This is a genomic window from Stenotrophomonas sp. STEN013, from assembly GCF_056760355.1.
This window is the reverse complement of the sequence record NZ_JBRREO010000005.1, coordinates 59110-84502: the sequence shown is the minus strand read 5'-3', so window position 1 is coordinate 84502 and position 25393 is coordinate 59110. Positions and strand designations below refer to the sequence as shown.

The 25393-nt window shown below is 66.6% G+C and carries 17 protein-coding genes; 10 read left to right on the top strand and 7 right to left on the bottom strand.

The window, feature by feature from the left end:
• The first annotated feature begins 62 nt into the window (after window positions 1-62).
• Together trxA and rho are read left to right on the top strand one after the other, a co-directional pair.
• On the top strand, window positions 63-392 hold the full coding sequence (gene trxA / locus ACVOMH_RS11790; RefSeq protein WP_481552079.1) for a thioredoxin TrxA: 330 nt from the start codon (window positions 63-65) through the stop codon (window positions 390-392).
• Between the two features lie 231 nt (window positions 393-623).
• Window positions 624-2348 (top strand): transcription termination factor Rho, encoded by a 1725-nt coding sequence (rho, locus tag ACVOMH_RS11785; protein ID WP_481552078.1) that lies wholly within the window; start codon window positions 624-626, stop codon window positions 2346-2348.
• Between the two features lie 133 nt (window positions 2349-2481).
• Here the strand turns inward: rho and ACVOMH_RS11780 are convergent, their stop codons facing one another.
• From ACVOMH_RS11780 to ACVOMH_RS11750, 7 genes are all read right to left on the bottom strand, one after another.
• Window positions 2482-3366: an energy transducer TonB gene (locus ACVOMH_RS11780; RefSeq protein ID WP_481552077.1), complete on the bottom strand. Its 885-nt coding sequence runs from the start codon at window positions 3364-3366 to the stop codon at window positions 2482-2484.
• Between the two features lie 60 nt (window positions 3367-3426).
• Window positions 3427-5157: a bifunctional isocitrate dehydrogenase kinase/phosphatase gene (gene aceK / locus ACVOMH_RS11775; RefSeq protein ID WP_481552076.1), complete on the bottom strand. Its 1731-nt coding sequence runs from the start codon at window positions 5155-5157 to the stop codon at window positions 3427-3429.
• Between the two features lie 235 nt (window positions 5158-5392).
• Entirely contained in the window at window positions 5393-7624 is a 2232-nt protein-coding gene (locus tag ACVOMH_RS11770; RefSeq protein WP_481552075.1) for an NADP-dependent isocitrate dehydrogenase, read from the bottom strand.
• Between the two features lie 405 nt (window positions 7625-8029).
• On the bottom strand, window positions 8030-8512 hold the full coding sequence (locus ACVOMH_RS11765; protein WP_054658577.1) for a hypothetical protein: 483 nt from the start codon (window positions 8510-8512) through the stop codon (window positions 8030-8032).
• Window positions 8513-8562: 50 nt separating this feature from the next.
• Window positions 8563-8862, bottom strand: a complete 300-nt coding sequence (locus tag ACVOMH_RS11760; protein WP_481552074.1) for a LysM peptidoglycan-binding domain-containing protein — start codon at window positions 8860-8862, stop codon at window positions 8563-8565.
• Between the two features lie 95 nt (window positions 8863-8957).
• Window positions 8958-9776: an NADPH-dependent 7-cyano-7-deazaguanine reductase QueF gene (gene queF / locus ACVOMH_RS11755; RefSeq protein ID WP_481552073.1), complete on the bottom strand. Its 819-nt coding sequence runs from the start codon at window positions 9774-9776 to the stop codon at window positions 8958-8960.
• Window positions 9777-9924: 148 nt separating this feature from the next.
• Entirely contained in the window at window positions 9925-11247 is a 1323-nt protein-coding gene (locus ACVOMH_RS11750; protein WP_481552072.1) for an amidohydrolase, read from the bottom strand.
• A gap of 210 nt (window positions 11248-11457) precedes the next feature.
• On the opposite strand from ACVOMH_RS11750, the gene ACVOMH_RS11745 reads away from it, so the two are divergent.
• The 8 genes from ACVOMH_RS11745 to ACVOMH_RS11710 all read left to right on the top strand — a co-directional run bounded on the left by ACVOMH_RS11745 (window position 11458) and on the right by ACVOMH_RS11710 (window position 25088).
• The gene (locus ACVOMH_RS11745) at window positions 11458-12699 is read left to right on the top strand and encodes an efflux RND transporter periplasmic adaptor subunit (RefSeq protein WP_481552071.1); all 1242 of its coding nucleotides are present in this window, start codon (window positions 11458-11460) and stop codon (window positions 12697-12699) included.
• 47 nt (window positions 12700-12746) lie between these two features.
• Window positions 12747-15971 (top strand): efflux RND transporter permease subunit, encoded by a 3225-nt coding sequence (locus ACVOMH_RS11740; RefSeq protein ID WP_481552070.1) that lies wholly within the window; start codon window positions 12747-12749, stop codon window positions 15969-15971.
• A 6-nt stretch (window positions 15972-15977) separates the two neighbouring features.
• Window positions 15978-19097 (top strand): efflux RND transporter permease subunit, encoded by a 3120-nt coding sequence (locus ACVOMH_RS11735; RefSeq protein WP_481523110.1) that lies wholly within the window; start codon window positions 15978-15980, stop codon window positions 19095-19097.
• Between the two features lie 860 nt (window positions 19098-19957).
• Window positions 19958-20635 (top strand): ABC transporter ATP-binding protein, encoded by a 678-nt coding sequence (locus ACVOMH_RS11730; RefSeq protein WP_481552069.1) that lies wholly within the window; start codon window positions 19958-19960, stop codon window positions 20633-20635.
• Window positions 20616-21602, top strand: a complete 987-nt coding sequence (locus ACVOMH_RS11725) for an HlyD family secretion protein (RefSeq protein ID WP_481552068.1) — start codon at window positions 20616-20618, stop codon at window positions 21600-21602. Before ACVOMH_RS11730 ends, ACVOMH_RS11725 begins: the two co-directional genes overlap by 20 nt.
• Window positions 21599-22585 carry an HlyD family secretion protein gene (locus ACVOMH_RS11720; protein WP_481523107.1) on the top strand — a complete coding sequence of 329 codons (987 nt, stop codon included), beginning with the start codon at window positions 21599-21601 and terminating at the stop codon, window positions 22583-22585. The genes ACVOMH_RS11725 and ACVOMH_RS11720 overlap by 4 nt, the downstream gene beginning before the upstream one ends.
• Window positions 22582-23841, top strand: coding sequence for an efflux RND transporter periplasmic adaptor subunit (locus ACVOMH_RS11715; RefSeq protein ID WP_481552067.1), 1260 nt, complete (start codon window positions 22582-22584; stop codon window positions 23839-23841). The genes ACVOMH_RS11720 and ACVOMH_RS11715 overlap by 4 nt, the downstream gene beginning before the upstream one ends.
• On the top strand, window positions 23838-25088 hold the full coding sequence (locus ACVOMH_RS11710) for an ABC transporter permease (protein ID WP_481552066.1): 1251 nt from the start codon (window positions 23838-23840) through the stop codon (window positions 25086-25088). Before ACVOMH_RS11715 ends, ACVOMH_RS11710 begins: the two co-directional genes overlap by 4 nt.
• The last annotated feature ends 305 nt before the right edge of the window (window positions 25089-25393 follow it).

Genomic DNA, 25393 nt, shown 5'->3' with positions numbered 1-25393 from the left:
GTTTACCGCAATGCGACGGCCAACCCGGCACGGGTAGTCGCATTGCACCAGGAGACTCCAAAGTGAGCGATAAGGTTTTACACGTCGGCGATGCCGACTTCGACACCGCCGTCCTGCAATCCGGCGAACCGGTCCTGGTGGATTTCTGGGCTGAATGGTGCGGCCCGTGCAAGATGATTTCCCCGGTTCTGGACGAGCTCGCTGATGCCTACGACGGCAAGCTGAAGATCGCCAAGGTCAACGTGGACGAGAACCGCGCCACCGCGGTGAAGTATCACGTGCGCTCGATCCCGATGCTGCTGCTGTTCAAGGATGGCCAGATCCAGGCCACCCAGATCGGCGCGGTCGGCAAAGGCCAGCTGAGCCAGATGATCGACAAGGCCCTGGGCTGATCAAGCGGCAAGGTCCGGCGGCTGTCCGCCGCCGGCCCCTCCGGGCCTGCCATATGCCGGCCCAACAAGGTTTCCCGGCATCTTGCACCGCCACACTGGGCGGTGTTAGTGTCGCGACATCCGGCAGCATTCGCTTGCCGCACCCTCCGGTCGGGTTCTAGCCCGGACCCTTCCCAACCAGTTCGCCGCCCCGCAGGGCGCTCGCACATCCAAGCGAGAGGAATCAAGCACTTGTCCGAGAACACTCCTTCCGAAACCGGGAGCACCGACGCGCCCGTCGAGAAGCGCGTGCGCAAGCCGCGCGTTGCCAAGACCGTCGAAGCCAGCGACACCAGCGCTCCGGCAGCCTCCGCACCGGCCCAGCCGGCATTGCCTTTGCCTGCCGCACCGCCGGCTCAGGCTCAGGCCAGCGAATCATCCGCACCGGCCACCGGCTCTGGCAGCCATGAGGGACAGGCTGCTGCATCCAGCGGTCCGCAGGACGATGGCGGCGAGCCGCGCAACAGCGATGGCCAGCAGCGCCAGGGCCAGCACAATGCGCAGGGTCAGGGTCAGGGCAACCGCCGTGACCGCTTCCGCAACCGTCGCGACCGTGACCGCAACCGTCCACGCGATGACGGCGGCATGTCCGGTGACGGCGGCAATGAGGTCTACGTGCCCCGTTCGATGCCGAGCGTGCCGGAAGGCTTCCCGGTCTATTCGCTGAGCGATCTCAAGCGCATGCCGGCGCACAAGCTGCTGGAAGTGGCCGAGCAGCTGCAGATTTCCGAAGGCGTGGCCCGCGCCCGCAAGCAGGACGTGATCTTCGCGCTGCTGAAGGTGCTGACCCGTCACGGTGAAGGCGTTGCCGCCGATGGGGTGCTGGAAATCCTGCCCGACGGCTTCGGCTTCCTGCGTGCGGCCGAGGCCAGCTACCTGGCCGGTCCGGACGACACCTACATCTCGCCCAGCCAGATCCGCCGCTTCAACCTGCGTACCGGCGACCATATCTCCGGCCGTATCCGTTTTCCGAAAGATGGCGAACGCTACTTCGCGCTGAACATCGTGGACACCATCAACGGTGAGCCGATCGAAGCCTCGAAGAACAAGGTGCTGTTCGAGAACCTGACCCCGCTGTTCCCGCGCAAGCGCTTCACCCTGGAGCGTGGCAACGGTTCCTCGGAAGACATCACCGGCCGCATCCTCGATCTGATGGCGCCGCAGGGCAAGGGCCAGCGTGCGCTGATCGTTTCACCGCCCAAAGCCGGCAAGACGATGCTGATGCAGCAGGTGGCCACGGCCATCACCACCAACCATCCCGAAGTCCACATGATCGTGCTGCTGGTGGATGAGCGCCCGGAAGAAGTGACCGAGATGCAGCGCACGGTGCGCGGCGAAGTGGTTTCCTCGACCTTCGACGAACCGGCCGCGCGCCACGTGCAGGTTGCCGAAATGGTGATCGAGCGCGCCAAGCGCCTGGTCGAGCACAAGAAGGACGTGGTGATCCTGCTGGACTCGATCACCCGTCTGGCGCGTGCCTACAACAACGTCGTGCCCAGCTCCGGCAAGGTGCTGACCGGCGGTGTCGATGCCAACGCCCTGCACCGCCCGAAGCGGTTCTTCGGTGCGGCGCGCAACGTTGAGGAAGGCGGTTCGCTGACCATCATCGCCACCGCGCTGGTGGAAACCGGCTCGAAGATGGACGAGGTGATCTACGAGGAGTTCAAGGGCACCGGCAACAGCGAAGTGCACCTGAACCGCCGTATCGCCGAAAAGCGCGTGTACCCGGCCATCGACATCAACCGTTCCGGCACCCGCCGCGAAGACCTGCTGATCGAACCGGAGCTGCTGCAGAAGATCTGGATCCTGCGCAAGCTGCTGCATCCGATGGACGAGATCGCGGCGATGGAATTCCTGCTGGACAAGATGAAGAACACCAAGTCCAACGACGAGTTCTTCGGTTCGATGAAGCGCTGATTCCTTCACCGGGATCGCGACTGAAAAGCCCCGCGAAAGCGGGGCTTTTCATTTGCCCGGGTGACGCGGGCGCGAGCTGATGCGGGTACCCCCCGCTGCAGGGAAGTACCCCGGACAGTACCGGATCGTGCAATCAACCGCCGTGCAGTGGCGTCAGCAGCCGCGGCCCCTTGGCATCGGCCATGTAGACGCCACCTTCGGGCAGCGTATCGGGCGAGAAGTGGGCTTCCTGCGCAGCATCACGCCATGGCGCGGATTCGCGCGGACCGGCCACGTAGCTGTTCCACCGCCCGTACCCCTCATGCTCTCGCGGCACCGTTCCCGTGCTCAGCCGGTAACTCACCGGCACGCGGATGTTCCAATACGGCTGCGATGCGGCTTCTCCCGTGGTCGGGGTGCGGAACGTCCATCGCCTGGCCGCTGCCACCGCATTGCGCGCAAACAGCTCCCGGAAACGCCGCTGCTCGGCAGCGCTGCTGAGGAAGCCAAGATTCACCTGCTCGGCAAACGCATCCTCCACCTGGCCATTGCGCCCGACCCTGACCAGCAGGTAGACATCACCGGATGCGCCGGTGCGCCACGCCTGCTCCGGATAGCGGGGTGGCGGCATGTCCAGACTGGCGACATTCTGCGGATCCTCGGAATCGAAGCGCTGGAAATTCACCCCCCGCAGCGCGACTTCAAAACTGTCGCCCTCCCCTTTGCGGGCAATAACACGCAGGCTCATCGGCGCGATGGCCTTGACCACGGCGCCCTCCACCACGATCGGCTCGAAGCGCCACTGCAGTGCCGCCTCGCGTACCAGCGTCACTACCCCGCGGGGCAGTTTCTCTTCACGATGCAGCGTTACCGCCGAGACCGTTCCATCGGTTTCGATCCGCACTTCTCCCCGCACCAGCATGCTGCTTTCCACTTGCTCGCGCACAGCGGCCGGCCCGTACCCCGCCGCCGTGGCCACCAGCGGCGTCGCCAGCAGCACGACACCGGCCAATCCCATCGCCCGGAACCAGTTCTTCATCACCACACTCCCTTGAGGTTGCTGTGCGCCGATTACAGCCCGGATGGGTAGCCGCGGCAACTAGGCGATCCGCAGCGCACGCGGATACGGCGGCGTATCGGGAAACTCCCCGCGCCTGAAGCGCGTCTGCAGCCCCTGCCACCAGGCCGGATCGAACAGGTCACGGTGCGCTTCAGCAACCAGCTCCCGCAGCGCCTTGGGCAAACCCATGAACAGCGGAAAACGCTCCGGGAACACATCATTGGCGGCGACATGGAACCACGGTTCGCTGGCCAGGGCCTCCTCGTGATTGCGCGGCGCCGGCCAGGCGCGGAAGTTGCAGTCGGTGACCAGGCACAGCTCGTCGTAGTCGTAGAACACCGCACGGCCATGACGCGATACGCCGAAGTTCTTCAGCAGCATGTCGCCGGGGAAGATGTTGTTGCAGGCCATGTCACGGATCGCCTGTGCGTAATCCAGCGCGGCCGCGCGCGCCGCATAGGCCCCCTGCTCGCGCAGATACAGATTCAACGGCCGGAACCGGCGTTGCACATAGCAAAGCGCAATCTCCACCTCGTCGCCATCGATGTGCACGCTCTGGCTGCACTCATCCACCAGCTCCTGCAACAACGCCGGTGCGAAACGCTGTCGCGGGAAGCGCAGATGGCGATAAGGCTGTGCATCCAGCAGACGGCCGATGCGGTCCAGGTTGAACACCAGCGCGTACTTGTCTTCCACATCCTGCCGGCTCATGGTCTTGGGCCAGGCGAAACGGTCGCGGATCAGCTTGAACACCAGCGGATAACTGGGCAGCGTGAACACCGACATGACCATGCCCGGCGTGCCTTCGGCATGCACCAGCAGCTCGTTGTGGTGTTGCTGGAAGTGGCTGAAGAAGGTGCGATAGCGCTCGGTTTTGCCCTGCTTGGCCCGACCCAGCACGGTGTAGATCTCATCCACCGGTTTGCCCGGCAGGATGCTGCGCAGGAACACCACCGCGTCAGCCACGGTGGGCAGATCGGCCTGGAAGTAGCTGCGCGAAACCCCGAACAGATGCGCCACATCACGCCGGCGGCTCAGCACCGCCTCCACGCGGATGCCGTCGCCCTCATTGACCAGGGCAATCACACACGGCGAGAAACGGTGCTCGCCGAACACCCGACCGACCAGATAGGCACGGCGCTCGCGGTAGAACACGGTTTCCAGCAGCTCGATCGCACGCACCGGATGGGCGCCCCAATGGGCCAGATCGTCCTGCAAGCGCACCGCGATGGCGGCCGCACAGCGCAGTTGATGACGGTAGGGAACCTCGAAGGCATAGTCGCCCAGCAGCCGCGAGAACGCCTCGGCCGGGCGGTTTTCCGATACCGCATACACATGCCGCGCCACCGGATGGGTGATCGCATCGGAGGGCTCGATATCCAGCGCCATGAACTCGATGCTGTCCTCCACCCCGCGGGTTGCGAACAGGCGCCGGGTCAGGGTGTTGTAGAAGGTCTTGTACAACTCGCCGTCGATACGGGTATCGATCAATGCGGCAAAGCCGGTCTTCACCTCTGCCCACAGCGCGTGCGAGGGCGACGCCCCCTGCTGCAAGCCGTCCAGTTGCTGTCGACAGCGCGCGATGCATTGATCGTACAGCGCGATACGCTCCACCGCGTCGCGCTGCGCGCCGGCCCAGTCGCACACCTGGAAGCGCTCGCGCGCGCGGCGCGTCACCTGCGCAAACCCCGAGTGGTAGTCCTCGAATCCCCGCACGATGCACGCGGCCAGCCGCTGCGCCTGCCCGTGCTGGTCGGCAGATGCATTCATCCCTGTGGCCGCCATTGAGGCAAGAAGGCGGTGCAACCGTGGAGACAGCCGAACCTGTTCATGCGCATGCTTATCCAGTTCCGTGCTGCGACCATACGCCAACACGCCGGCACGAGCCCAGTCCCGCGAAATTCCATGCACCGGCGCACCACGCCACGCATGAAAAAGGCCCGCATCGTGCGATGCAGGCCTTCTGCTTCCGATGGCCCGCGCTGTGCGCGCAGGCCCCGGTCCCTCAGCCCTTCAGTGTCGCCAGAGCGGCATTGAAGGTTGCGCTCGGACGCATTGCCGGGCCGGCCTTGGCCAGGTCCGGACGGTAGTAGCCGCCGATGTCCACGGCCTTGCCCTGCACGGCGACCAGCTCGTCGACGATCTTCTGCTCGTTGCCGGCCAGCGCCTCGGCCAGCGGGGCGAACTTCGCCTTCAGTGCGGCGTCGTCATTCTGCGCTGCCAGCGCCTGCGCCCAGTACATGGCCAGGTAGAAGTGGCTGCCACGGTTGTCGATGGTGCCCAGCTTGCGGCCCGGCGAGCGGTCGTTGTCGAGGAACTTGCCGTTGGCCTGGTCCAGTGCCTTGGCCAGCACCGCGGCGGCCGGGTTGTCGTAGCGCTGGGCCAGATGCTCCAGCGAGGCGGCCAGGGCCAGGAACTCGCCCAGCGAATCCCAGCGCAGGTAATCCTCTTCAACGAACTGCTGGACGTGCTTCGGGGCCGAACCACCGGCACCGGTCTCGAACAGGCCGCCACCGGCCATCAGCGGCACGATGGACAGCATCTTGGCGCTGGTGCCCAGCTCCAGGATCGGGAACAGGTCGGTGAGGTAGTCGCGCAGCACGTTGCCGGTCACCGAGATGGTGTCCTGGCCCTTGCGGATGCGCTCCAGCGACAACGCCGTGGCGGCCACCGGGTCGAGGATGCGAATATCCAGCCCGCTGGTGTCGTGGTCCTTCAGGTACTGCTCGACCTTGGCGATGACCTGCGCATCGTGGGCACGGTTGGCGTCGAGCCAGAACACGGCCGGGGTATTGCTCAAGCGGGCGCGGGATACGGCCAGCTTCACCCAGTCCTGGATCGGCGCGTCCTTGGTCTGGCACATGCGCCAGATGTCGCCGGCTTCCACGGCATGCTCGAACACCACCTTGCCGGCCTCGTCGGTGACCTTGACCACGCCATCGGCGGTGATCTGGAAAGTCTTGTCGTGCGAGCCGTATTCCTCGGCCTTCTGCGCCATCAGACCGACGTTCGGCACCGAGCCCATGGTGGCCGGATCGAAGGCGCCATGCGCCTTGCAGTCCTCGATCACGGCCTGATACACACCGGCGTAGCAGCGGTCAGGGATCACCGCCTTGGTGTCCTGCAGCTTGCCTTCGGCGTTCCACATCTTGCCGGAGTCGCGGATCATCGCCGGCATCGAGGCGTCGACGATCACGTCCGACGGCACATGCAAGTTGGTGATGCCCTTGTCGGAGTTGACCATGGCCACGGCCGGACGCTTGGCGTACTCGGCAGCGATGTCGGCCTTGATCGCTTCCCGGGTGGCTTCAGGCAGCTGCGGCAGGCGCGCATACAGATCGCCGATGCCGTTGTTGGCATCAAAGCCCACTTCCTTCAATGCGGCGGCGTGCTTGGCCAGCACGTCCTTGTAGAACTCCTCGACCACGACACCGAACATGATCGGGTCGGAGACCTTCATCATCGTCGCCTTCAGGTGCAGCGAGAACAGCACGCCCTGCGCCTTGGCATCGGCCACCTGCGCATCGATGAAGCTGGCCAGCGCGCGGCGCGACATCACCGCGGCGTCGACGATCTCGCCGGCCTTGACCGCGGTCTTTTCCTTCAGCACGACGGTCTTGCCGTCGTTCTGGACCAGCTCGATCTTCAGGCTGCCGGCGCTGGCGATGGTGGCCGACTTCTCGCTGCCGTAGAAATCACCGCCGTCCATGTGCGCCACGTGCGATTTGGAATCGGCCGACCACACGCCCATGCGGTGCGGATGCTTGCGGGCATAGTTCTTCACCGACAGCGGCGCGCGGCGATCGGAATTGCCTTCGCGCAGCACCGGATTGACCGCACTGCCCTTGACCTTGTCGTAGCGCGCCTGGATGTCGCGCGAGACCTCGTCGGTGGGCGCGTCCGGGTAGTTCGGCAGCACGTAGCCCTGGTCCTGCAGTTCCTTGATCGCGGCCTTGAGCTGCGGCACCGAGGCGGACACGTTCGGCAGCTTGATGATGTTGGCTTCCGGCTTCGTCGCCAGTGCGCCCAGTTCGGCCAGATCGTCGCCGATCTTCTGCTCGTCCTTCAGGAAATCCGGGAACTGCGACAGGATGCGGCCGGACAGGGAGATGTCACGGGTCTCGACGGTGATACCGGCAGTGGCGGTAAAGGCATCGACGATCGGCAGCAGCGACTGGGTCGCAAGGAAGGGCGCTTCGTCGGTGAGCGTGTAGATGATCTTCGGCGTATTCGACATGGGGGCAGGAACTCTCTTGCTGACGGAGGCAGAACGTGGAATGGCACAGGCGATGGAGGCAAGACGCAGGGATCGGCACAGAGGCCAGCCGCGATGTCACCCCGACGCGCACCGGGTGGAAAACACCCCGCATTGTCGCGGTTTAAGCCGGTCCCGGCAAAATTGCGCCATACGCAAAGGTAGGGCCTGGAACTCCCGGGGGCCGGCGCCTGCGCGCAGCCCTTGCGCCGTCTCGCCCGCTGCCGCGGCACGGATTGCCGGTCACAATTGCAACCGTTGCGCCTGACCCGGGGACAGCACCGGCCACTGCGCAACCACCGGGCCGTCCATAAAAAAGGGCGCGGCCCGTTGGCAGCGCCCATGCGATTCCACGACCGGGAGAGAGTCGGCGTGGAACGGCTTTCCTTACTTCACTTCGAATTGCTGTGGCATGCCAACCGGCTTGCCGTCGACCATGACTTCGGCGGTGTACTTGCCAGCCGGCCACGGGCTCGCCTTGCTGAATTCCAGATTGGTCGTGCCGGTATCGGTGGTGTTGAGCACGGCGCTCTGCTCACCGGCGACCTGGCCATCCTGGTACATCAGCTTGGCCGCCAGATTCACGTTGCTGGCGGTCCCGCTGGTCTTCACCGAGACGATGATCTTGTCGGTGGGGGCGAGCATCGCCATCGGAGCCACCGACATGTCCGCCGCCGCGGTATTGCCCACGGTCACCGAGGTCACGCTGACCGCAGGTGCCGCCGGAGGCGGTGCCGGTTCGGCCATCGGCGCCGGCGCGGGGGCCGGTTCCGGCGTCATGACGGTTTCTTCTTTCTTCTTGCAACCGGCCAGTGCCGCAGCACCCACCACGGCCATCATCAGGACACTGCTCAGTGACGTCTTCTTCATCGGATCGGCTCCAGAAAAACCAGGGGAATAGACCAAGGTAGAGCGCCGGATCAGCGCTGGGGCGGCGGGATCTTCAACACCTGCCCCGGGAAAATCTTGTCCGGGTCGTCCAGCACATCGCTGTTGGCTTCAAAGATCTGCTTCCAGGCATTGGCATCACCCAGCAGGTTTTTGGCGATCCGGGAAAGGCTGTCGCCCTTCTGCACGGTGTAATGCTGTTCGCCAACGCGCTGTTCGGTGCTGCCCACCGTTCCAGCCACATCGGAGAAGTCGGCCCTGGGCGCGCTCTGCTCCGTACTGCTGACCGTGGCGGTGACATCGGAAAAATCGGCCTTTTTCTCGGTACCCATCCAAGTCACTCCTTCGTAACTGGAGGCCACCATTGCACGCTACCCGTTAAGGTTTCATCGTGCGGGTGTAAAAACCGGCGGTGCTGACGGAGCGATTATTGACGGGCATCGCGGAACGCGTTTTCAGCGGACAGCCCGTCGTCGGCGGTGGTCCGCCGCGGGTTGATATCCAGGCCGCCGCGACGGGTGTAGCGCGCTTCGACGTGCAACGCCTGGGGAGCGCAGCGGTGCATCAGGCCGAGGAAGATGCGTTCCACACACTGTTCGTGGAATTCGGCATGGTCACGGTAGCTGACCAGATAACGCAGCAGCCCTTCGCGATCGATACGCGGACCACGGTAGCGGATGCTGAGGCTGGCCCAGTCCGGCTGGCCGGTCACCGGGCAATTGGACTTGAGCAGCGCTGAAGTAAGCGTCTCTTCGACAATGCACTCGGCATCGGCCAGCAGCAAAGACTCGTCCGGCGGGCCGTAGCGGTCGATGGCCACGTCCAGATGATCGACACTTTGCCCCGGTGCTTCGGCAACCGGCGGCAGTCCGAACTCGACACGCACATCGGCGCCGGCGCAGCTCGACAGATCGGTGGTGATGCGTTCACGCAGGGATTCGGCGCTGTTGAAGCGGGCGCTGTTGAGCGAGTTCAGATACAGCTTGAGCGATTTGGACTCGATCAGATTCGGCGAGGTGGCCGGCACCCACAGCGTGGCGGTGGCCACGCAGGGCTTGCCGCGCGCATCCAGCCAACCCAGTTCATACACATGCCAGCGGTCTTCGCCGATAAACGGCAGGGCCGGGCCGTGCAGACCGATCTGGCCACGCGCGGCGGCACGCGGGATCGGGAACAGCAGGCTGGCGTCATACCGGGTGGGGTAGTCGACCTCGCGGCCGAGACTGGAATTTTCAGGGGTATTCATGGGCGGAATTGTAGGGGCTGGCGCTTGACCGGCCGCTATATGACGCCCCGGGCGCAGACCCAACGGGCTTCTCCGGCGCCGGCTCGAACGCAGCGCCCCCTGTCCCGGCGCGCCGCCAGCACAGCAAGGCACGCCGCGCGCTGCCGGATCAGCGACGGCCGGTGCCGCCGTGGAGGTAGTCCAGCGAGACCTGCAGCAATGCGCGCAGGCCCACGTCCAGCGCCTTCTCGTCGAGCAGGAACTTCGGCGAGTGGTTGCTGGGCGCGGTGGCCGGGTCGATGCCGGCACCGGTCGAACCGACGAAGAAGAACATCGCCGGCACCTGTTGGGCATACAGCGAGAAGTCCTCCGAGCCCATCTGCAGTGGCGGTTCGTAGACGTTGTCCTTGCCCACCACCGCCTGCAGGCTGGGCAGCATGCGTGCGGTCAGTGCCGGGTCGTTGACCGTGGCCGGGTTGCCGTCGTTCTCATATATCTCGGTGACGGCAGTTGCACCATGGGCCGCGGCGGTATGCTCGGCGACATTGCGCAGGTCGGCGAAGATCTGCTTGCGCATGTCCGGATCAAAAGTGCGGATGGTGCCGACCATTTCCACCGAATCGGGAATGATGTTGTAGCGGATGCCACCCTTGATCGCGCCGAAGGTAAGCACGGCCGGCTGCTTGGAGAGGTTGGCGCGGCGGCTGACGATGGTCTGCGCGGTGCCGATCAGATCGGAGGCGGCGACGATGGGGTCAATGCCGTTCCACGGTGCCGAACCATGCGTCTGGCGGCCATTGACGGTGATGCCGAAGCGGTCGGAGGCGGCCATCAGCGGGCCACCGCGCACCGCGACCTGGCCCGCCTGCACGCTGGAGAACACATGCAGGCCGAATACCGCCTCCGGCGTGAAGTCCTTGAACAGGCCCTCCTTCAGCATCAGGTCGGCCCCACCCTGTTCGGGCGGCGGTGCGCCTTCCTCGGCCGGCTGGAAGATCAGCATCACTTCACCGGGCAGCGTGTCGCGCATCGCCACCAGCGCATCGGCCACACCGAGCAGGGTCGAGGTATGGGCGTCATGGCCACAGGCATGCATCACCCCGACCTGCTCGCCGCGGTACTCGGCGGTGGCCTTGGAGGCGAACGGCAGGCCGGTCTGCTCGGTGACCGGCAACGCGTCCATATCGGCGCGCAGGGCGATCTTCGGGCCCGGCAGGCCGCCCTTGATGATGGCGACGACACCATGCACGGCCACCCCGGTCTTGGGGGTCAGGCCCATCGCCCGCAGGCGCTCGGCGACCTTGGCCGCGGTACGCACTTCGCGATTGGACAGTTCCGGATGGGCATGGAAGTCGCGCCGCCAGTCCACCACCTGCCGCTGCAGCCGCGCGGCGGCAGCAGCCACTTCCGGACGCAGGGCGTCCCGGGCCTGCGCCACCAGCGGTGACAGGGCGCACAGCAGTGCGGACAGCAGTACGGTCTTGCGGGCCATCGACGCTTCCCCTTGCACAATCCTCGAAGACCGGAATGTAGGTCAAAAATCCGCTGCACACGAGCGTCAACCAAGCCCGCGCTGGAACGTTCACCCTGTACGCAGGTCTGTACACGTAGCCCATCGGTCATGGGTCCACCCGCCGGTACGGACGTTATCCTCTCCGGCTTGCCCGCTGTCCTCCCCCACCGGTTCCTCAGGAGTTTTTGCATGTCGCGTTTCTGGAAGATCGTGCTGCTGGTCATTGCAGTGCTGCTGGTGGCCGGTATCGGCTACCGGATGATGGGAGGAGGCAAGCAGCCCGCCGCCGGGCAGGCGATGGGCATGCGCGGTGGCAACGGCGGTGGCCGCGACAGCGCACCGGTGCCGGTGACCGCGGTGACCGCCGAGCGCAAGGACGTGCCGGTGTATGTGACCGCGCAGGGCACGGTGAGCGCCTACAACACCGTCACCGTCAGCCCGCAGGTGGGCGGCGAGCTGCTGAGCGTCAACTTCCGCGAAGGCCAGCCGGTGAAAAAGGGCGAGCTGCTGGCGCAGATCGATCCGCGCACCTTCCAGGCCCAGTACGATCAGGCCCTGGCCAGCAAACGCCAGAACCAGGCCCTGCTGGCCACCGCGCAGTCCAACTACGAGCGTTCCAGCTCGCCCGAGTACCGCCAGTTCGTCGCCCAGACCGACCTGACCACGCTGCGCAACCAGGTGGCCCAGTACCAGGCCGCGGTCGCCGCCGCGCAGGCCTCAGCCGACCAGGCCAAGGTGCAGCTGGACTACACCCGCATCACCTCGCCGATCAGCGGTGTCACCGGCATCCGCGCGGTGGATCCGGGCAACGTGGTCAGTGCCGGCAGCGCCATCGTCACCGTCACCCAGCTGCAGCCGGCCTATGTGCTGTTCAACCTGCCCGAGCAGCAGCTCGACGCGGTGCGCAGCGCGCAGGCCAACGGCCCGTTGTCGACCGCCACGCTCGACCGCGAGGGCAGCGCGGTGGTCAACGCCGACGGCACGTTGCGGGTGGTGGACAACCAGATCAGCGCCAGCAGCGGCACGTTCCGCCTGCGCGCCGAATTCCCCAACGCCGATGGCACGCTGTGGCCGGGCCAGTTCGTCAACGTGCGCATGCAGCTGGGCGAGCTGCCCGGCGCGGTGGTGGTGCCGGCCGAAGCTGTGCAGCGCAGCAGCACCGGAGATTTCGTCTATCTGATCAAGCCCGACAACACCGTCACCCTGCGCCCGGTCGTACAGGGTGGCCAGGTCGATGACAGCCACGTGGTGATCAGCGAGGGGCTGCAGCCCGGCGACAAGGTGGTGACCGAAGGCCAGTTCCGCCTGAAGGAAGGCAGCAAGGTCAACGCGCTGGCCCCGGGCCAGGCGCCGCCGGCGCCGACCGAGGAACAGCTCAAGGCCGCCAGCCAGAAGGGCGGCCGTGGTGGACGGGGTGGCCCGCCGCGCTGACGCGCCGGCCGCCACCCGCCCTCCCTCCCCCGCACCAGGAACCGACCGTGGGCTTTTCGACTATTTTCATCCGGCGCCCGATCGCCACCTCCCTGCTGATGATCGGGCTCATGCTGCTGGGCATCCTCGGCTACCAGCGCCTGCCGGTCGCCGCCCTGCCCGAGATCGAAGCGCCCAGCCTGGTCGTCACCACCCAGTATCCGGGGGCCAGCGCGCAGACGATGGCCTCGCTGGTGACCACGCCGCTGGAGCGGCAGCTGGGACAGATTTCCGGGCTGGACATGATGACCTCCGACTCCTCGGCCGGGTTGTCCAGCATCGTGCTGCAGTTCTCGATGGAGCGCGACATCGACACCGCCGCGCAGGACGTGCAGGCGGCGATCCGCCAGGCCACCCTGCCCGGCTCGCTGCCCTACCAGCCGGTCTACAACCGGGTGAATCCGGCCGACGCGCCGATCCTCACCCTCAAGCTGGCCTCGGACACGCGCCCGCTGCGCGAGGTCAACGACCTGGCCGACTCGATCCTGGCCCAGCGCCTGTCGCAGATCGACGGCGTGGGTCTGGTGTCGATCGCCGGCAACGTGCGTCCGGCCGTGCGCATCCAGGCCAACCCGGCGCAGCTGGCCAACATGGGCATGACCCTGGAAGACCTGCGCAGCGCGCTGACCCAGGCCAATGTCAACGCGCCCAAGGGCTCGCTCAACGGCAAGACCCAGAGCTACACGCTGTCCACCAACGACCAGCTCAGCGACGCGGCCGACTACAACGACATCATCATCCGCTACCAGAACGGTGCCCCGGTGCGTCTGCGCGACGTGGCCAAGGTGGTGGACGGGGTGGAGAACGACCAGATTGCCGCGTGGGCCGACGGCCAGCCGGCGGTGCTGCTGGAAGTACGGCGCCAGCCCGGCGCCAATATCGTCAAGACGGTGGAGAACATCCGCCAGATCCTGCCCAGCCTGCAGGCCATGCTGCCGGCCGATGTGACGCTGGATGTGTTCTCCGACCGCACCGTCACCATCCGCGCCTCGGTGCACGATGTGCAGTTCACCCTGATCCTGACCATCTGTCTGGTGGTGGCGGTGATCTTCGTGTTCCTGCGGCGGCTGTGGGCCACGGTGATCCCGTCGGTGGCGGTGCCGCTGTCGCTGCTGGGCACGTTCGGGGTGATGGCATTCGCCGGCATGTCGCTGGACAACCTCTCGCTGATGGCGCTGACCGTGGCCACCGGTTTCGTGGTCGACGATGCGATCGTGATGATCGAGAACATCGTGCGCTACATCGAGCAGGGCAAGGACGGCCAGGAAGCGGCGGAAGTCGGCTCACGGGAAATCGGCTTCACCGTGCTGTCGCTGACCGTGTCGCTGGTGGCGGTGTTCCTGCCGCTGATCCTGATGCCCGGCGTTACCGGCCGCCTGTTCCACGAGTTCGCCTGGGTGCTGACGATCGCCGTGTCGATCTCGATGCTGATCTCGCTGACGCTCACCCCGATGATGTGCGCCTACCTGCTCAAGCCCGACGCATTGCCCGAGGGCGATGACGCCCACGAACGGGCGGCGGCAAGCGGCAGGATCACCGCGTGGTCGCGGCTGGTGCATGCCTACGAGCGCAGCCTGGACTGGGTGCTGCGTCATCAGCCGCTGACCCTGACCATCGCGCTGGGCTCGGTGGTGTTGACCGTGTTGCTGTACATGGCCATCCCCAAGGGCCTGCTGCCCGACCAGGACACCGGCATGGTCACCGGGGTGGTGATCGCCGACCAGAACGTGGCCTTCGAGCAGATGCAGCAACGCACCCAGGCGGTGGCCGCGGCATTGCAGCAGGACAAAGCCGTCACCGGCGTGGCCGCCTATATCGGTGCCGGCACCATGAATCCCACGCTCAACCAGGGACAGCTGAGCATCGTGCTCAAGGACCGAGGTGATCGTGACGGGCTGGACGTGATCCTGCCGCGGCTGCAGGCCGCTGCCGCGCATATCCCCGGCGTGGCGCTGTACCTCAAGCCGGTGCAGGACGTGACCCTGGATACGCGCGTGGCCGCCACCGCCTACCAGTTCTCGCTCTCGGACATGGACAGCACCGAGCTGGCCGAACAGACCGCACGCGTCACCGACGCGCTGCGCCGGCTGCCGCAGCTGGCCGATGTCGACAACAACCTGGCCAACCACGGCCGCGCCCTGCACGTGCAGGTGGACCGCGACAAGGCCGCCCGCTACGGCGTGCCGATGCAGACCATCGACGACACCTTGTACGACGCCTATGGCCAGCGCCAGATCTCGACCATCTTCACCCAGCTCAACCAGTACCGCGTGGTGCTGGAAGTGGCACCGGAGTTCCGCACCAGCGATGCACTGATGAACCAGCTGGCGATCGGCAGCAACGGCAGCGGCGCGCTGACCGGCAGCAATGCCACCACCCTGGGCCAGGTCAGTTCGAGCAACTCCTCCACCGCCACCGGCATCGGCAACAGCAATACCGGCATCGCCCTGGGCGGCGGCGGCAGCATTCCGCTGTCGGCCATCGCCAGCGCCGTGCCCGGCACCGCGCCGCTGATCGTCAGCCACCAGCAGCAGCTGCCCTCGGCGACGATCGCGTTCAACCTGGCGCCGGGCTACTCGCTGTCCGAAGGCGTGGACGCGATTAACAAGGCGGTGGCCGGGCTGCAGCTGCCGCCGCAGATGCAGGCGCAATTCGTCGGCACCGCCGCGGAGTTCTCCAGCAGCCAGACCGACGTGGTGCTGTTGCTGCTGGCGGCCATCGCGGTGATCTACATCGTGCTGGGCGTGCTGTATGAAAGCTGGATCCACCCGCTGACGATCATCTCCACGCTGCCGCCGGCCGGCGTTGGCGCGCTGCTGGCGCTGTACCTGTGCGGCATGAGCCTGTCGGTGGACGGCATCGTCGGCATCATCCTGCTGATCGGCATCGTCAAGAAGAACGCGATCATGATGATCGACTTCGCGCTGGACGCGCAGCGCGCCGGCGCCAATGCCTACGACGCGATCCGCCGCGCCTGCCTGCTGCGTTTCCGCCCGATCATGATGACCACCGCCGCGGCCATGCTCGGCGCGCTGCCGCTGGCACTGGGCAGCGGCATCGGCTCGGAGCTGCGGCGGCCGCTGGGCGTGGCCATCGTCGGCGGTCTGCTGCTCTCGCAGCTGGTCACGCTGTACACCACGCCGGTGATCTACCTGTACTTCGAGCGCTTCTCCGAATGGGCCGCGCGCCGCCGCGAGCAGCGTGCCGCCGCGCGGCTGCAAGCAGCCCGGTAAGCACGGATGAACATTTCCGCGCCCTTCATCAAACGTCCGATCGGCATCACCCTGCTGGCGATCGGCCTGTTCTTCGCCGGGCTGGTCTGCTACCTGCGGCTGGGTGTGGCGGCGCTGCCGAACCTCACCATTCCGGTGATCTTCGTGCAGGCCTCCAACATCGGTGCCGATGCCGACACCATGGCCGCCACCGTGACCGCGCCGCTGGAACGGCATCTGGGCCAGGTACCGGGCATCGACACCATGCGCTCGTCCAGCAGCGACGGCCGCAGCATGGTGTTCCTGATGTTCAACACCAGCCGCGATATCGATTCGGCCGCACAGGACGTGCAGGCCGCGATCAACGCGGCGATGGCCGACCTGCCGGCCGGCATCAACACGCCCACCTACCAGAAGGCCAATCCCAACGACGATCCGGTGATCGCGCTGGCCCTGACCTCCGAAACACAGTCGGTGGCCGAGCTGTACAACCTGGCCGACTCGCTGCTGGCACAACGCCTGCGCCAGCTGCCCGGGGTGTCGCAGGTGGATATCGCCGGTGCCTCCACGCCGGCGGTACGGGTGGATCTGAACCTGCGCGCGATGAGCGCGCTGGGGCTGACTCCGGATGATCTGCGCAATGCGATGCGCGCGGCCAATGTGGCCTCGCCACTGGGTTTTTTGAGCGACGGCAGCAGCCAGACCGCGATCGTGCTCAATGACCAGATCCGCAAGGCCGCCGATTTCGCCAACACCGCCATCGCCACTCACGACGGTGCAGTGGTGCGGCTGAAGGATGTGGCCACCGTCTATGACGGCCAGCAGGACGCCTACCAGGCGGCCTGGGTCAACGGCAAACGCGGCGTGCTGATGTATGTGTACCTGCGCAGCGGCGCCAACCTGGTGGCGACCGTGGACCGGGTCAAAGCCGAGGTGCCGGCACTGTCCGGCTACCTCGATGCCGGCACCACGCTGACCCCGTTCTTCGATCGCACCCCGACCATCCGCGCGTCGCTGGCCGAAGTGCAGATCACCCTGATGATCAGCCTGGCGATGGTGATCCTGACCATGGCGCTGTTCCTGCGGCGGCTGGCGCCGACGCTGATCGCCGCGGTGACCGTGCCACTGTCGCTGGCCGGCGCCGCGCTGCTGATGACCACGCTGGGTTTCACCCTCAACAACCTGACCCTGCTGGCGCTGGTGATCGCCATTGGTTTTGTCGTCGACGATGCGATCGTGGTGATCGAGAACATCATGCGCCACCTCGACGAGGGCCTGCCGCGCGAGCAGGCGGCGATGTCCGGGGCGCGCGAAATCGGCTTCACTATCGTCTCGATTACCGCCTCACTGATCGCCGTGTTCCTGCCGATCATCTTCGCCCAGGGCATGATCGGCGCGTTCTTCCGCGAGTTCACCCTGACCCTGGTGGCGGCAATCGTGGTCTCGGCGCTGGTCTCGCTGACCCTGACCCCGGCGTTATGCGCACGCTTCCTGCAGCCGCATGCCGAGGGCGCGCGCGATACCCGCATCAACCGCCTGCTCGACCGCATGCATGACGGCATGCTGCGGACCTACACCGTGGCGCTGGACTTCTCGCTGCGCCATGCGTTGCTGCTGTCGCTGACGCCACTGTTGCTGATCGTGGCGACCTTCTACCTCGGCGGTGCGGTCAGCAAGGGACAGTTTCCCGAGCAGGACACCGGACTGATCTGGGGCCGCGCCAGTTCCGCCGCCACGGTCTCGTTCAATGAGATGAGCGAGCGCCAGCGCCGCCTGAGCGACATGCTGCTGGCCGATCCGGCGGTGAAGATGGTCGGCGCACGGCTGGGCTCCAGCCGCCAGGGCAGCAGCGCGCAGTTCAACATCGAACTGCTTACCGAGAAGGAGGGCCGGCAGGAGCCGACCAACGTGGTGGTGGCGCGGCTCAGCGCCAAGGCCGCGCAGTTCCCGGATCTGGATGTGCGCCTGCGCGCGATCCAGGACCTGCCGTCCGACGGCGGCGGTGGCGGCGGCTCGCAAGGCGCACAGAACCGCGTGACCCTGCAGGGCAACGACGCCGCGCAGCTGGCCGAGTGGCTGCCGAAACTGGTCGAGGTGCTCAAGCAGAATCCCAAGCTGCGCGATGTCGGTTCGGATGTCGACAAGGGCGGGCTGATGCAGAAGATCGTCATCGACCGCGAGAAAGCCTCGCGGCTCGGGGTGAGCATCGGCGCCATCGACGGCGCGCTGTATGGCGCGTTCGGCCAGCGCCAGATCTCCACCATCTATGCCGATCTGAACCAGTACGGCGTGGTGGTCAACGCGCTGCCCAGCCAGACCGGCAGTCCGGCGGCGATCGAGGATCTGTACGTGGCCTCCCGCAGCGGACAGATGATTCCGCTGACCGCGCTGGCACATCAGGAGCCAGGCCTCGCACCGTCGCAGGTCACCCACCAGAACCAGTACACGGTGATGGACCTGAGCTACAACCTGGCACCGGGCGTGAGCAGCGGCGAAGGCGATGCCATCGTCAAGGCGGCGATCGACGGCCTGCGCATGCCCGGTGACATCCGCCAGGCCGCGCGCGGCGGCTTCCGCCAGGCCATGGATCCGGCGGCGATGCTGATGCTGATCATCGCCGCCATCGCCACGGTCTACATCGTGCTGGGCATGCTCTACGAGAATCTGGTGCACCCGGTAACGATTCTTTCCACCCTGCCGGCGGCGGGTATGGGCGCACTGCTGGCGTTGTGGATCACCAGGACCGACCTGTCGGTGATTTCGATGATCGCGCTGGTGCTGCTGATCGGCATCGTCAAGAAGAACGCGATCATGATGATCGACTTCGCCCTGGTCGCGCAGCGCGAGCATGGCAAGGCGCCGGCCGAGGCGGTACGCGAGGCCTGTATCGTGCGCTTCCGGCCGATCATGATGACCACGATGGTGGCGATCCTGGCCGCATTGCCGCTGGCGATCGGCCTGGGCGAAGGCTCCGAGCTGCGGCGGCCGCTGGGCATCGCGATGATCGGCGGGCTGCTGATCTCGCAGAGCCTGACCTTGCTGAGCACGCCGGCGTTGTATGTGATCTTCTCCTGCCTGCAGCAGCATTGGCGCAGCTGGCGGGCACGGCGCAAGGCGCGCAGGCAACAGCGCATCGCCCGGGCCTGATCGTCTCCTGCACGCGTCTACGTTCCGCTGGAACGTAGAGGAAAAGCCTCTGCCGGGCGTTGCCCGGCACTACGCAGATCGCTGTCGCGACGCGTTGCCGTTGCTCCTGATCTTTGACCTCCGGGTCCCCATCACCAGCGATGGAGCCAGCGGGAAAGATCCGAAGGGCGACGTGCACGGGTTCGTGCGGGATCAGGCGAAACACGGCTCCGCCCCGCCGGATGGGCAACTGCCGCGCAACGGAGGGCCTGCACTCGACCGCGAAGCGGACAAACACGCCATATTTCGACGAGACCTGAATGTCTCGCCGAAAGATACTGCCGGCGGAACAGCCCGGAGTACCGCAGGCACGAAGCGCGCGGAGGCAGGGGCGAAAGCCCTGCACACGCTTCCTGCCTTCATGCATTGGTTCTTGCTCTGGCAGGTGACTTCCGCCAGGCACAGGGGGAACCAGAACAACAACATCGGCAGGATCAAAGGTTCTCGCTGCCATTTGTGGCGCGAATGGCTTCTTTCTTCTCGTGCGAAGAGTAGCAACCAGGACAGACACGGGCCGGGCCACGATCCATTGGGCCGCGCCCGGCGATCCGGCATGCCAAGGCGACGGCGCACAACTCGCTTCGCGCGGACACGCGTGCCTCTTCACCCCTGTCCCGCTGTGGTGCCTGGCTCGCGCTAAGCCCGGAGGAATAACAAGCAAGGCCAGAGCAGGAGCACGAGCAACAGCAGAACTTCCGCATGCTCGCACTGGTGGCCAGCCGACAAGCAAGCCCGGCCAGCCACCTCACCATGGCCTTTCCGCAACGTCTTCGGCTAGCATCCGGGCACAGGACCAAAGGGGCAGTCAGGATGACCAGGCCGTGATAGAGCTGCGCAACGTGCACCGGCATTACGCCATGAGCGGGCAGACCGTGCGTGCACTGGAGGATGTGAGCCTGGGGATCGGCGCAGGCGAGTTCGTGGCCATCACCGGTCAGTCCGGCTCTGGAAAATCCAGTCTGCTCAACATCCTCGGCTGCCTCGACCATCCCACCAGCGGCCACTACCTCATCGAGGGCCGGGACGTGGCCACGCTCGACGACGAGGCCAGCAGCGACATCCGCAACCGCCGCATCGGCTTCGTTTTCCAGAGCTTCCACCTGCTGCCCCGGCTGACCGTACGCGAGAACGTGCTGCTGCCGTTGCGTTTCAACCGTCAGCCGCCTGCGGGAACGCAGGAGCGCGCGGACATGCTGCTGGAGCGGGTCGGGCTGGCCGACCGGCGCCACCACCGCCCCGGCGAGCTTTCCGGCGGGCAGATGCAGCGCGCCGCCATCGCTCGCGCCCTGCTGTTGCAGCCGGCCCTGTTGCTGGCCGACGAACCCACCGGCAACCTGGACTCGCGAAGCGCGGCCGACGTGCTGGCACTGATCGACGAGGTGCACCGCGATGGCCAGACCGTGGTGCTGGTGACCCATGACAACGACATCGCCGCGCGCACGCCACGCTGCGTACGGCTGCATGACGGCAGGATCGAGCATGATTCGGCGCTGCACTGAACGGGCGGCGCTGGCCGCGCTGTGCCTGGCCATGATCGCGCCGGTAGCGGCACGGGTGGTGCTGACAGGCGAGGTGCGCTCGATCGACGGCCAGGCCATCTTCACGCCCCAGTCGAACAGTTCGCCGGTGGTCATCCGCTATTTCATCCCGGAAGGAGAGCCGGTGAAGAAGGGCGAGGTCGTCCTGCGCCTGGATCCGGGCCAGTCGGCGGCGATGATTCCCGACCTGGAGTCGCAGATCGAGCAGCTCAGCGCCAAGGGCAACAAGGAGATCGCCGAACTGGAGGTCAAGACGGTCGAGGCCGAACTGGCCCTGGTCGACGCGCAGGCCAAGCTCGGCACCGCCAGGATCGACGCGCGGATTCCCAAGGGACTTGTCTCCGATCTCGACCACGATCGCTATCAGGGCGAGCTGGACAGCGCCACGCGCGAGGTGGCGCTGCAGCAGCGCCTGCTGTCCGAGGCGCGTGAGGCAGTGCGCCGGCGCCGCGAGGACAACCGGCTCGAGATCCGCAAGCTGGAAGTCCAGCGCGACTATCACACCGTATTGGTGCGCAACGCCGAAGTCCGCGCCGACCGCGACGGCATCGTCGTGCATGGTTTCAACAACAACTGGATCGGCGGCCGCATCGACGAGGGGTCCTCGACGATGGCGGGCAGCCGTGCCGGCGAAGTGATCTCAACGACCAGCCGCTTCGCGGTCCGCGCCTGGGCGTTGCAGCCCGACCGCCAGGTGCTGCGGATCGGACAGGCGGTACGCCTGGGGTTCGATGCCGTGCCCGGCACCAATGTGGCCGGGCGCATCACCGCCATCGGCGGGGCGCCGGAACGCCGGCCCGAGTGGGGCAACGGACTGTATTTCCCGGTGGACATCACGTTCGACCCGGGAAAATTGCCACTGCTGCCAGGCATGAGCGTGCGCGTGATCGCCGATGCACACGCCACCAGCGCAGGAGCGCCACGATGACCCGAGCGTTCGCACGCCTGTGCCTGCCGGCCCTGTTCAGCGCAACGCTTGCGGCCTCTGCTGCCGGCGGCGGCACGCTGCGCGTGGATGGCGAAGTCTACGCCCAGCAGTCGGCGCAGCTGATGTCGCCGTCCGTGGACCGCATGTGGCAGTTCAAGATCACCCAGCTCGCCCCGGATGGCTCACCGGTCCGAAAAGGCCAGCCGGTGCTGGCGTTCGATAGCAGCCAGCTGCAGCGCGACCTTGGCGAGAAGCAGAGCAAGCTGCAGGAAAAGCAGCGCGAGCGCGAGAAGCTGCTGCTCGACCTGGCCGAGCGTGAGCGTACCGAGCGGCTTTCCACCGCCGAAGCGCGCGCCGCGCTGGAGAAGGCGCAACGCAAGACCGAGCAGCCACGCGAGCTGATCGCCGCCATGCAGTACGACAAGCTCGTGGAGGAGCGACGCCAGGCCGAACAGCGCATGGTGCTGGTTCAGCGGCGCGAACTGCTGGCTGCGGAACAGCGCCGGCAGGAACGGCGCCTGGTCGATTCCGAGCTCGCCCAGTTGCAGGCCGATGTCACGCGACTCCAGGCTTCGGTGGCGCGGATGACCGTCACCGCGCCGCGCGACGGCGTGATGGCGCACAAGAGCAGCTGGAATGGCGAAAAGTTCGATGTCGGCTCGCAGGTGTGGCTGGGCCAGACCGTCGCGGAGATTCCGGATGCGGCTGCGCTGGCCGTGCGCGCGCAGCTGCCCGAGCGCGACCTGCTGCGCGTGTCGGTGGGCACATCGGCGCGGATCGTGGTCGAAGGCGGCGGCGGCAGCACGCACCACGGGCAGGTAGCCAGCATCGGGCGTGCGGTGCGCAGCAAGTCGCAGGTGCAGCCGATCCCGGTGGTCGATGTGGTGATCGAATTCGGCAGCGCTGCCACGCGGCTGCGTCCCGGCCAGGCCGTGCGCGTCGAACTGGCCGTGCCCGCACTGGCGAAGGAGGCCGGCGCATGACCCCGCGTCCATGGCTGCTGTTGACGCTCGCGCTGGCACTGTCCGGTTGCGCGGCAGACGCCGTGCCCCCGGCATCGGAGATCGTATCCGCGGGCGAACTGCTGCTCAGCATCGATGGCGAAGGTGAACTGCGTTCGAGCAAACCGATGCCGCTGAACGTCCCGGGCCGCAACTGGGCCTCCCGCCAGGTCGAATGGATGCTGCCCGAAGGCAGCGGGGTGAAGAAGGGCGACCTGCTGGCCCGCTTCATCGCCCCCGACGGCAGACAGCAGCTCGACCAGGCCATGCTCGACCTGCAGCGCAATGCGTTGGCCCGGATGTCGAAGGAGGGCGACCTGGAAGCGACCCGGGGCCGGGTCTCGGTGGACCTGGCGCATGTCGCGGTCCAGCTTGGCATCGCGCAGCGCTATGCCGGCGCCGATTTTTCGGCCCTGGCGCGCAATGACGTGCTCGACGCGATCGAGGACAGCCGCTACCTGGGCGAGAAACAGGACACGCTGCAGTGGCGCCGTGCGCAGGCAGGCACCCGCGGTGGCGCCGAGCTGGCGGTGCTGGATGCGCAGCGCGCCACCTTCGACCTCACTGCCAGGGATCGCCGGGCCGACCTTGATGCGCTGGAGCTGCGCGCGCCCAACGATGGCGTGCTGCTGCTGACGCCCAACTGGTCGGGCGACAAGCCGACCGTCGGCGCGGCGATGCACGCCGGCACCGAGTTCGGCAGCCTCCCCGATACCTCGGCGATGGAGGTCCAGATCGACCTGCCGCAGATCGAGGCGCAGGGCGTGGCCACCGGCAACAGTGTCGAGCTGCATCCGCTCGGCCGGCCCGACCAGCCTTTCACCAGCCAGCTGTCCTGGGTCGCCAGTGCGGCAAAAACGCTGGGGCGTGAGAGCCCGGTGAAGTACCTGTCGGTGCGCGCCCCCGTGCCCGCGGAGGTGATCGCACGGTATGGCCTCGTCCCCGGGCAGCGCTTCGTGGCCAAGATCGTGCTGGCGCGCGAGGCCGATGCCATCGGTGTGGCCAATGTCGCCATCGAGCAGCAGGACGGCAAGCAGTGGGTACGGGTGCGCGAAGGCCGTGATTTCGTCCGCCGCGAGATCGAACTGGGCGTGCGCGGCACCGCGCGGTCGAGGGTACTCAAGGGCCTGCGGCCCGGCGAGGAGGTACTGCTTTCGGCCGGAGGACCAGTGCCGGCTCCGGGCGAAGAACCGGGCGACGACGACAAGGACGATGCCATGCAGAAGGACGCGGAATGAAGCCCAGGCTTCCGGAACTGCCACAGGTGTGGCGCGAGGCGGTCGAGGAACTGTGGCGGCGGCGCCTGCGCACCCTGCTCACCCTGCTCGGCCTGATTTTCGGCGTGGGCGCGATCGTGGCGATGCAGGCGGTTGGCGAAGGCAGCCGGCGCGAGGCATTGAAACTGGTCGAGGGACTGGGCCTGCACAACCTGATCGCCGAGGCACGTCCGCAGGACGACGCCACGTTGCGCGAGAACCGCGCCCGCAGCCTGGGGCTCACTCTTTCCGACGCACAGGCGGCACTGCAGGTGGTGCCCGGCGCGGAGCGCTTTGCGGCTGAGAAGCGCATCCGCACGTACTCGGTGTTCAGCGACCGTGCCGGCAGCGATGCCCAGGCCAGCGGGGTGAGCCCGGACTGGTTCGAGCTGTCCTCGCTGCAGCTGGCAAAAGGACGTGCGCTCACCGCCGGGGACAATGCCGCACTGGCATCGGTGGCGGTGCTCGGGCATCAGGCCGCAGCCAGCCTGTTCCCCGGCCGCGATCCGGTCGGGCAGCTGCTCAAGGTCAACCATGTGTGGCTGGAGGTGGTGGGCGTGCTCGCCGACCGCGACCTGGGCAAGCGCGATTTCGAGGGTGTGCAGCTGGGCTCGGAGAGCAACCGCGTGTTCGTGCCGCTGGCCAGCGCGCAGGCACGCTTCCGCTTCCAGCCGCGCGAAGATCCCATCGACCGCTTCCTGCTGCGCCTGGACACGCCCGACAAGCTGGCCGCCGGCGCCAGCGTGCTGTCGGCCGTGCTCGACCAGCGCCATGCCGGCGTCGCCGACTATCAGCTGGTGGTGCCGCAACAACTGTTCCAGCAACACCAGAAGACGCAACGCATCTTCCAGGTTGTGATGGGCGCCATCGCCGGCGTCAGCCTGCTGGTCGGCGGCATCGGCATCATGAACATCATGCTCGCCAACGTGCTGGAACGGCGGCGCGAGATCGGCCTGTTGCGCGCCCTGGGCGCGCGCCGCAATGATGTCGTCGCGCAGTTCCTGCGCGAGGCCAGCGTGATCTGCATCGCGGGCGCGTTGCTGGGGCTGCTGTTCGGCGCGGTACTGGCCTACCTGATCGCCGCCTTCGCCGGCTGGCAGGTAGCGTGGGCGCCTTTGCCGGTGCTGCTTTCGGCCGGGTTCTGCGCCCTGGTCGGCCTGGCCTTCGGCGTCTACCCTGCACGCCAGGCCGCACAGCTGGATCCGATCGCGGCGTTGCGGCAGGAGTAAGTTCGGCCAGTCTAGCGGCGGGTCGCTTGTGGCGGCAGCATCACGCTTGCTCCGAACTTTGCTGTGACGTTGCTGTTGTCTATCGCTTTTGCTCTTCCTGAGCCCCGTCCGCAGCAAAGGAAGCGGATAAGGAAGAGCGAAAACAGAAGCAACGACGTTGCGCCTCTTCGCTCCAATCACTCTAAGGCGCACGGCCGGCTCTACCGCCGGAGTGAGTCAAAAGCGGCAACAATACCCAACGCTCAAGCGGCAGCCAGTGGAGCGAACTCCGCTGGCTGCAGGACGTCCCGGCGTTGCAGGCACCA

Bases quoted from the DNA above. Each gene is read 5' to 3' on its own strand.
- ACVOMH_RS11770 (WP_481552075.1), bottom strand. From the start codon at position 7,624: ATGTCGAATACGCCGAAGATCATCTACACGCTCACCGACGAAGCGCCC.
- aceK (WP_481552076.1), bottom strand. From the start codon at position 5,157: ATGAATGCATCTGCCGACCAGCACGGGCAGGCGCAGCGGCTGGCCGCG.
- ACVOMH_RS11745 (WP_481552071.1), top strand. From the start codon at position 11,458: ATGTCGCGTTTCTGGAAGATCGTGCTGCTGGTCATTGCAGTGCTGCTG.
- ACVOMH_RS11725 (WP_481552068.1), top strand. From the start codon at position 20,616: ATGATTCGGCGCTGCACTGAACGGGCGGCGCTGGCCGCGCTGTGCCTG.
- ACVOMH_RS11720 (WP_481523107.1), top strand. From the start codon at position 21,599: ATGACCCGAGCGTTCGCACGCCTGTGCCTGCCGGCCCTGTTCAGCGCA.
- ACVOMH_RS11750 (WP_481552072.1), bottom strand. From the start codon at position 11,247: ATGGCCCGCAAGACCGTACTGCTGTCCGCACTGCTGTGCGCCCTGTCA.
- ACVOMH_RS11715 (WP_481552067.1), top strand. From the start codon at position 22,582: ATGACCCCGCGTCCATGGCTGCTGTTGACGCTCGCGCTGGCACTGTCC.
- ACVOMH_RS11735 (WP_481523110.1), top strand. From the start codon at position 15,978: ATGAACATTTCCGCGCCCTTCATCAAACGTCCGATCGGCATCACCCTG.
- ACVOMH_RS11765 (WP_054658577.1), bottom strand. From the start codon at position 8,512: ATGAAGAAGACGTCACTGAGCAGTGTCCTGATGATGGCCGTGGTGGGT.
- ACVOMH_RS11780 (WP_481552077.1), bottom strand. From the start codon at position 3,366: ATGAAGAACTGGTTCCGGGCGATGGGATTGGCCGGTGTCGTGCTGCTG.
- queF (WP_481552073.1), bottom strand. From the start codon at position 9,776: ATGAATACCCCTGAAAATTCCAGTCTCGGCCGCGAGGTCGACTACCCC.
- ACVOMH_RS11760 (WP_481552074.1), bottom strand. From the start codon at position 8,862: ATGGGTACCGAGAAAAAGGCCGATTTTTCCGATGTCACCGCCACGGTC.
- ACVOMH_RS11710 (WP_481552066.1), top strand. From the start codon at position 23,838: ATGAAGCCCAGGCTTCCGGAACTGCCACAGGTGTGGCGCGAGGCGGTC.